The sequence below is a fragment of the Streptomyces sp. AcH 505 genome (assembly GCF_000818175.1).
Taxonomy (GTDB): Bacteria; Actinomycetota; Actinomycetes; order Streptomycetales; family Streptomycetaceae; genus Streptomyces.
Window position 1 is genome coordinate 2,112,743 of sequence record NZ_JTIY01000001.1, and the last position, 6,808, is coordinate 2,119,550.

The 6,808-nt window shown below is 71.3% G+C and carries 7 protein-coding genes; 1 reads left to right on the forward strand and 6 read right to left on the reverse strand.

The window, feature by feature from the left end:
* Nucleotides 1-248: 248 nt before the first annotated feature.
* Entirely contained in the window at nucleotides 249-1,130 is an 882-nt protein-coding gene (locus tag HY68_RS09755; RefSeq protein WP_041986993.1) for an alpha/beta hydrolase, read from the forward strand.
* 29 nt (nucleotides 1,131-1,159) lie between these two features.
* Here the strand turns inward: HY68_RS09755 and HY68_RS09760 are convergent, their stop codons facing one another.
* From HY68_RS09760 to HY68_RS09785, 6 genes are all read right to left on the reverse strand, one after another.
* On the reverse strand, nucleotides 1,160-1,549 hold the full coding sequence (locus tag HY68_RS09760) for a PPOX class F420-dependent oxidoreductase (RefSeq protein ID WP_041986994.1): 390 nt from the start codon (nucleotides 1,547-1,549) through the stop codon (nucleotides 1,160-1,162).
* A gap of 30 nt (nucleotides 1,550-1,579) precedes the next feature.
* On the reverse strand, nucleotides 1,580-3,718 hold the full coding sequence (locus tag HY68_RS09765) for a TerD family protein (RefSeq protein ID WP_041986995.1): 2,139 nt from the start codon (nucleotides 3,716-3,718) through the stop codon (nucleotides 1,580-1,582).
* 97 nt (nucleotides 3,719-3,815) lie between these two features.
* Complete coding sequence (locus tag HY68_RS09770; RefSeq protein WP_041986999.1) at nucleotides 3,816-4,727, reverse strand: SDR family oxidoreductase; 912 nt, start codon at nucleotides 4,725-4,727, stop codon at nucleotides 3,816-3,818.
* 40 nt (nucleotides 4,728-4,767) lie between these two features.
* Nucleotides 4,768-6,000: a beta-ketoacyl-[acyl-carrier-protein] synthase family protein gene (locus HY68_RS09775; protein ID WP_078863907.1), complete on the reverse strand. Its 1,233-nt coding sequence runs from the start codon at nucleotides 5,998-6,000 to the stop codon at nucleotides 4,768-4,770.
* Nucleotides 6,001-6,029: 29 nt separating this feature from the next.
* The gene (locus tag HY68_RS09780; protein WP_041987002.1) at nucleotides 6,030-6,275 is read right to left on the reverse strand and encodes an acyl carrier protein; all 246 of its coding nucleotides are present in this window, start codon (nucleotides 6,273-6,275) and stop codon (nucleotides 6,030-6,032) included.
* A gap of 131 nt (nucleotides 6,276-6,406) precedes the next feature.
* The coding region (locus HY68_RS09785) for an acyl-CoA dehydrogenase (RefSeq protein ID WP_041987005.1) at nucleotides 6,407-6,808 on the reverse strand (402 nt) is incomplete at its 5' end.

The window sequence follows — 6,808 nt, forward strand, 5'->3', positions numbered from 1 at the left end:
TCGGCTCAGCTAACTTCCCGGCCCGCACAGCCCCCGGCTCATGCCGCCCTGACCCGCACCCACCGCCCCACCCGGGCGGACGCCGAGCCAGCCCGAGTCCCCCCACGCAACTACCGCGCAGCACCCGTCAGGGGCGGCCCTCCGACCGGCTAACTCCCCGGCCCACGCACCCCGCGCAGCGGAGGACGCGCAGGTCACGCGCCGAAATTCCGGGTGCGCTCCGTGGCCGGCCGTGGCAGGCTCCCCGCATGCCGGTCATTGCTGTGTCTCCCGAGGTGTCCATCGCGTACGAGACCTTTGGCGACCCCGGGGATCCCCCGGTCCTGCTCGTGATGGGATTCGGCGCGCAGATGATCGCCTGGCACGAGGACTTCTGCCGGGCGCTGGCAGACCACGGCCGCTACGTGATCCGGTACGACAACCGCGACTGCGGCCTGTCCACCACGTTCGACGATCACCCCGTCGACATGGGCGAGTTCATCGCCGCCGTCAGCTCGGGCGACATCCCCGCCGCGCTCGCGATGGTTCCCTACCGGCTCCTCGACATGGCCGACGACGGCCTCGGCCTGCTCACCGCGCTCGGTGTCGAACGTGCCCACGTGGTCGGCGCGTCGATGGGAGGAATGATCGCCCAGACGATGGCCATCTCCTCCCCCGAGCGGGTGCTGACCTTGACGTCGATGATGTCCTCGACCGGCGAGAGTGAATACGGCCGGCCCAGCCCGGAGGCCCAGGCGGTGCTGTTCGGTCCGAAGCCCGCCGACCGCGAGGGCTACGTCGCGGCGGCGGAGAGAGAACTGGTCTGGGCGTCCAAGCGATACGGCAATGCCGCAGCGTTGCGGGAACTGGCCGCCGCGAGCTACGACCGCGCCTACTACCCGGCGGGGATCGGACGACAGCTCGGCGCGATGATCCTCAGCGGTTCACGCGCGGACGCGCTCCGTGAACTGCGCGTGCCCACGCTGGTGATCCACGGCCTGGACGACACACTGATCGACCCCAGCGGCGGAAAGCGCACAGCGGAGCTGGTGCCCGGTGCCGAACTGCTGCTCATCCCCGACATGGGTCACGACCGCCCGCGCGAACTCTGGCCCACGATCATCGACGCCGTGGTGGCCCACACCCGCTGAGCAGGCACGTGCCACCCGCCGGACAGGCCCTAGCCGAGGGTGATCCGGATGCCGACAGTCCCGTCCGCGCCCCGCCGCAGGCGGCTGCCCAGCAGCGTAAGTCTGCCCACCAAGCCGTACTTACGGCCCAGGAGATCGCGGTAGTGCTTGGTCTGGACGCCGTCCAGGATCTCCGCCCGCCCTGCGACCGGCTCACCCGACGGGTTGCCCCGCAGGTCGCAGGCGGAGACCACGACGTCGGCGCGGTTGCGGATCCGCTTGACCTTGCCGGAACCGGTGACCGTCCAGACACCGAGGGCGTCACCGTCACGGATCACCCACACCGGGGTCGCGACCTCCCGGCCGTCCCGACGGAAGGTGGTGACCAGGAGGTACTTCCCTGATGCGAGACGTTCGAGGTCCGCTCGGCCATCTGTCATGCCGGAAGGCTATGCCACGGACCGCCCGCCCTACCCAGCAGTCGCGCCAACTCCCGCATCCACGCCCGCTGCCTCCCCCCGTTGCGGGCGCCTCGCAGGCGCGGTCCGGTCCAGGGCCGCGACGACGTTCGCGCAGAAGCGGTCCACACAGTCGTCGACACTGCGGATGAAGCTGGACTCCGCATGGCCCCGGGTGTTGCCCATGCTCTTGAACAGGGACAGCCGGAAGCCGGTGATCTCGGTGTCCCCCTTGGGCAGCAGATCCGCAGGCTCAGGCCGAAGCCGCTCCAGGGTGCCGCGCGGCCCCGTCGCCCCCTCCGGTACCAGCGTCTGGATGTGCAGGTCGGCCGGGGCTTCGTCGAGTTGGCGAACGAGCCGCTTGGCCCAGGTCAGCGGGTAGCCGGTCGCCGGGGCCGGGATGTCGATGGACGTGCGCAGCCGGCCGGTCCGCAGGTCCGCCGCGAGCGCCAGCACTCCCGGCGCGCCCTCGATGCGCAGTTCGGCGTGGAGCCGGCCCTCGTCACACAGCAGGTCGGCCAGCGCACCCCGGCGGCCTTGCGGGTCGGCCGTGCGCCTCACGCGCTGGACGGGCAGCACTTTCTGGCCGAGTTCACCGCCCAGGCGCAGACAGACCTGCCGTACGAGCCGTTCCCAGCTCTCCACGACATCGACGGCGCGCGGATCCCCCTGGCACAGCGTCTCGTCGTCGATGCCGTTACGGACGGGGACCCAGGCGGGGCCCATGTTCTGGAAGCCGTGGCAGCCGGAGTTCTCGTGCTGGAGGTAGTGGAGCAGTTCCTGGAGCAGCCAGGCGTGCGCGGCGTTGCCGACTCCTTCGTGGCGGATCAGCAGCTGCGCCTGGTGGGTGACTTCGGCCCAGGACAGATGCCGGAGGACGACCTTGTGCTTCCGTCGTCCGTCGACCTTGACGTCGACCAGCGGACGCCCTTCCAGGGCCACGTCGTTGCACAGGGTGATCACGGCTTCGTAGCCGCGTCGCGCGGCGATGTCCATGTAGTCCTGGACCTGTTGGGGCTTCAACGGGTTGCCGTTGGTCTTCGTCTCGACCAGCGCCGTCCACAGCTTGCCCGCACGCTCGACCCGGATGATGCCGTCCGGCCGCTTCGGAGCGTCGCCGTGCGGCAGGGAGACTTCGGTGAATGTCTCCATCCGCCCGACCGGTGCCCCGAAGCCGGCCATGAGCCGCCGACCGAACTCGGGGACCTGCGCCATCACCGACAGCAGGACGGATGTCGCCCGCGTCTCGCGCTCCCGGTCGTTCTTCAGCGACGGCACGGGGAACAGCCGTGCCGCGTGCCAACTGTCGTTCTCGGCGAGGGACTTCCGGGCCACCTTGGGCAGGGTGATCTTCTTCTTGACGGTACGGGGCCGACGTACCGGCGGCGCCAGGACCGGAGTCTCGCCCTGACCTTGCACCGCCACCTGCGCTGTTACATGGACCGACGCCTGCGCCGGCGCCACCTGCGCCGGAATGATCGCCGAAGGCCCGGTCGCGGTGCCCGTACTCACGCCGTCGTCAGGCTGCGGCGCGGCAGCGACCACCGCAGGGACGTCGCCCTCGTCACCGTCGGCATGGACATCACTGTCGGCCTCCGCCGCGTCGTCCACGTCGATGCCGAAGTCCGTTGCCAGACCGGCCAGACCGGTCTCGTACCCCTGCCCGACGGCGCGGAACTTCCACTCGCCGTCGCGCCGGTAGAACTCGCCGAAGACGAAGGCGCTCTCCGGCCCCGCGTCGTCGATCGAGAACCCGAGGATCCCCTCACCGGTCCGGTCGGCGACGGTGAGCCGTAAGCCGTTGAGCTCGCCGAACCGCGCGCCCTCGTACCGGCTTGCGGCTACGACGATCCGTGCCACGTCCGGCGCCATCGCCTGCAGATCGATGCTGATGCGGTCCTCGCTGCCGCTGTCCGTGGGCGTCTTGCCCAACAGGCTCACACTGCCGTCAGCGGCGACCGCGTTGTTGTAGAAGAAGAAGTCGGCATCGGTCCGTACCTTCCCCTCCCCGCCGAGCAGCAGTACGGACACGTCGGCATCCCCGTCGCCCTGCTCACTGCTCCAGCTCAGCCCCACCTGCAGGGACCCGGTCCCGGCGTCCTCACTCAGCGTCGCCAGCACGACGTTGGCGCCCTTGGCCATTTCGCGCATGCCACCCCACCCCACCTCATGTGACGCACCGCACACTCACGGTGCGAGGTGTGCACTTTAGCGCCCGAAGTACCCCGTTCGGTGGGCTATGAAGCAATTAAGCAGAGTCGACGCGGGAGTCGACAGGAGAGCCGGCTCGGCGGCCCCTGTCGGCCGCTCCGCCCGCTCCCAGCAAACCCGTTGTCGGCATCCCCGCCGCTCTCCTTTCCAGCTCGGGGAGTTGGCGGCGCGCGCTGCGGGTCACCGCGCCTGGCAGGGCCGACCGCAGCAAGTACGCCGTCCGCAGCCAGGGTTGGGCGTAGACGTGACGGGCGCGGCGTTCGATACCCGCCGCCAGGCGGGTGACGGCCGGGGGCAGGGGGGACGTTCGGTTGGCGGGCCAGGGCATGCGGGCGCGCAGGTCGCGCAGTACGGCTTCGTCGGCCGCGCCCCGCGCCATGTCCGTGTCGGTCCAGCTGAGGTAGCCGACGCCGACCGTCACGCCGTGGTGGGCGACCTCGGTGTGCAGGGTGTGGGCGAAGGCCTCCACGCCGGACTTCGACGCGCAGTAGGCGCTCATCATCGGGGCGGGCGCGAGGGCCGCGAGTGAGGCGATCTGGAGGTAGTAGCCGCGTGCCGCCAGCAGCGCCGGGAGGAACGCGCGGGCCGTGACCGCGCCGCCGATGAGGTTGACCTCGACGACGCGGCGCCACGCGTCCGCGTCGGAGTGCAGGAAGAGGCCGCCGGCCGCGACACCGGCGTTGGCGACGACGATGTCGACCGTCCCGAAGCGGTCCGACACGTGAGCCGCCGTACGCGACATGGCGTCCGCGTCCGTGACATCCGCGTACCAGTGGCCGGCCTCGCCCGGCAACGACGCCGCCACCCGCGCCAGTTCGGTCTCTTCGAGGCCGACCAGCGCGAGTCGCGCGCCGCGTGCGGAGAGCGCGTGGGCCAGTTGCTCGCCCACGCCGCGCGCCGCGCCGGTGATGACGGCCGTACGTCCCCGGAGGGCCGATTTCGTGCTCATGGAAGCTCCTTCGGGGACGTACGGGCAGGGGCGAGGACCGTTACGCGCGTTCCAGCGCGACCACCGCGTTGTGCCCCCCGAAACCGAACGAGTGGCTCACCGCCCGGTCGATCCGGTCCAGCAGCCGAGGCTGCTTCGTCACGCAGTCGATGTCGAACTCCGCAGACGGCGCGTCCAAGTTGGCGATCGGCGGTACGACGCCGTGCTGCAGGGTCAGCACGGTCAGTCCCGCCTCGATCGCGCCCGCCGCGCCCATGCAGTGGCCGAGGACGCCCTTCGGGGCCGTGACCGGGGGCCGGTGGGGGTAGACCCGGCTGATCAGCGCCGCCTCGGTGGCGTCGTTGAGGGGGGTCGACGTGCCGTGCGCGTTGACGTGATCGACGTCGTACGCGCTCCAGCCCGCGTCCCGCAGCGCCGCCTCGACCGCGCGCTGTGCCACGGCGCCCGACGGGTGCGGGCTCGTGGGGTGGTGGGCGTCGGTGGTGGCGCCGGTGCCGGCCAGCAGCGCGCGGGGGACCGCGCCGCGCGCCCGCGCGTCCGTCTCCCGCTCCAGCACCATGATCGCCGCGCCCTCCCCCATGACCAGACCGCGCCGGTCGGTGGCGAACGGCCGGCACAGCAGCGCCGGGTCGTCGTCGGGTCCTGCCGTCGCCGCAGCGCCCGAGCGGGCGAGCCCGGTCATGGCGACGGGGAAGACGATCGACTCGGTGGCGCCTGCCACCGCGATGTCGCACTGCCCGGTCGCCAGCAGGTCACGGGCCACCGACAGCGCCGTCACGCCGGACGAACAGGCGGTGCACGGCGCCATGCTGGGGCCTGTGGCCCGCATCTTGATGGCGATCTCGGCCGCCGGCATGTTCGGGATGGTCAGCAGGATGCCGGTGGGTGAGGTGGCCTCGGGGCCGCGCCGGTCGAGGGCGACGGCCTGTTCGGTGAGGCTCGCCGAGCCGCCGCTGCTGGTGCCGACCACGACGGCGACCCGGGTGCCGTCCCAGGTCGCCGGGTCGAGCCCGGCGTCGGCGACCGCCTCGCGCGCCGCGAGCAGCGCGAACTTGACGTACCGGCCCATCCGGAAGGCGGTACGGCCGCCGACCGCGGCGTCGAGGTCGATGCCGTCGACCGTGCAGGCGAAGTCGACTACGCAGTCGCGCAGTTCGGGGACCCTGCGGGCGGGCGAGACCCCGGCGTTGACGCCGGCCCAGGTGGACTCGGTGTCGTTGCCGACGGGGGTGATCATGCCCAGCCCCGTGACGGCGACGGCGGGTTTCGTCACGATGGGCGCGCTCGTCACGATGGGCGCGATCACGGCGTGACGCCCACAAGTGCCTTGTCCAGGAAAGCGGAGATGTCGGCGAGGGTGGCCGTCCTCAGTACCTCTTCGGCGTCGGCGTCGACGCCCAGCGTCTCCTTGATGATGACGGCGAACTCGGCGACGGCGAGGGAGTCCATCTCCAGGCTGTCCATCGTGGCGGAGGGGATGATCTCGTCGGCCGGCACCTTGAAGGTCTCGGCGAGAACCTCGGTGATCTTGGGGTGGATCTCGTTCATGTCAGTTCCTTTCGAACGGAGTTGAGGGGTCTCGGCCAGCAGGTAGGCCGCTCCCCAGTACGTGCACAGGACGGCGCGCAGGCCCCAGCCGGCCGCCGCCTCCCGTACGCGTCGTACGGTGCGGTTCGCTCTCACCGCGTCCGCTGGAGGGACGGCCGGGCTGACGGCTCGGCGGACGGCTGAGCGGATGGTTCGTGAGCCGGTTCGTGAACCGGTTCGTGAACCGGTTCGGTGTGCCATGGCGCGGCCGGGTCGTCGTACGCGCCGGTGTAGTGCGCCCGGCCGATGGGGTGGTCGGCCAGGAGTTCTTCGGGCAGGGCGAACGCCGCGACGAGCGTCGGGGCGCTGCCCGCAAGTTCCGCGATCAACCGTTCGACGAGGTCCGGCAGTTGATCGATGTGGTAAGCGGTGAGCCGGCCGCGCGCCAGCAGATCGCCGCTGTTGCGGTCGATCCAGCGCAGCGCGAACAGCCGTTGCAGCGCGCGCAGCAGGCCGTACGCCTCCGTCCCCGGTGCCAGCGTGTCGACCGCCGT

Coding starts and splice junctions, on each gene's coding strand:
- HY68_RS09755 (WP_041986993.1), top strand. CDS start 249: ATGCCGGTCATTGCTGTGTCTCCCGAGGTGTCCATCGCGTACGAGACC.
- HY68_RS09780 (WP_041987002.1), bottom strand. CDS start 6,275: ATGAACGAGATCCACCCCAAGATCACCGAGGTTCTCGCCGAGACCTTC.
- HY68_RS09765 (WP_041986995.1), bottom strand. CDS start 3,718: ATGCGCGAAATGGCCAAGGGCGCCAACGTCGTGCTGGCGACGCTGAGT.
- HY68_RS09760 (WP_041986994.1), bottom strand. CDS start 1,549: ATGACAGATGGCCGAGCGGACCTCGAACGTCTCGCATCAGGGAAGTAC.
- HY68_RS09770 (WP_041986999.1), bottom strand. CDS start 4,727: ATGAGCACGAAATCGGCCCTCCGGGGACGTACGGCCGTCATCACCGGC.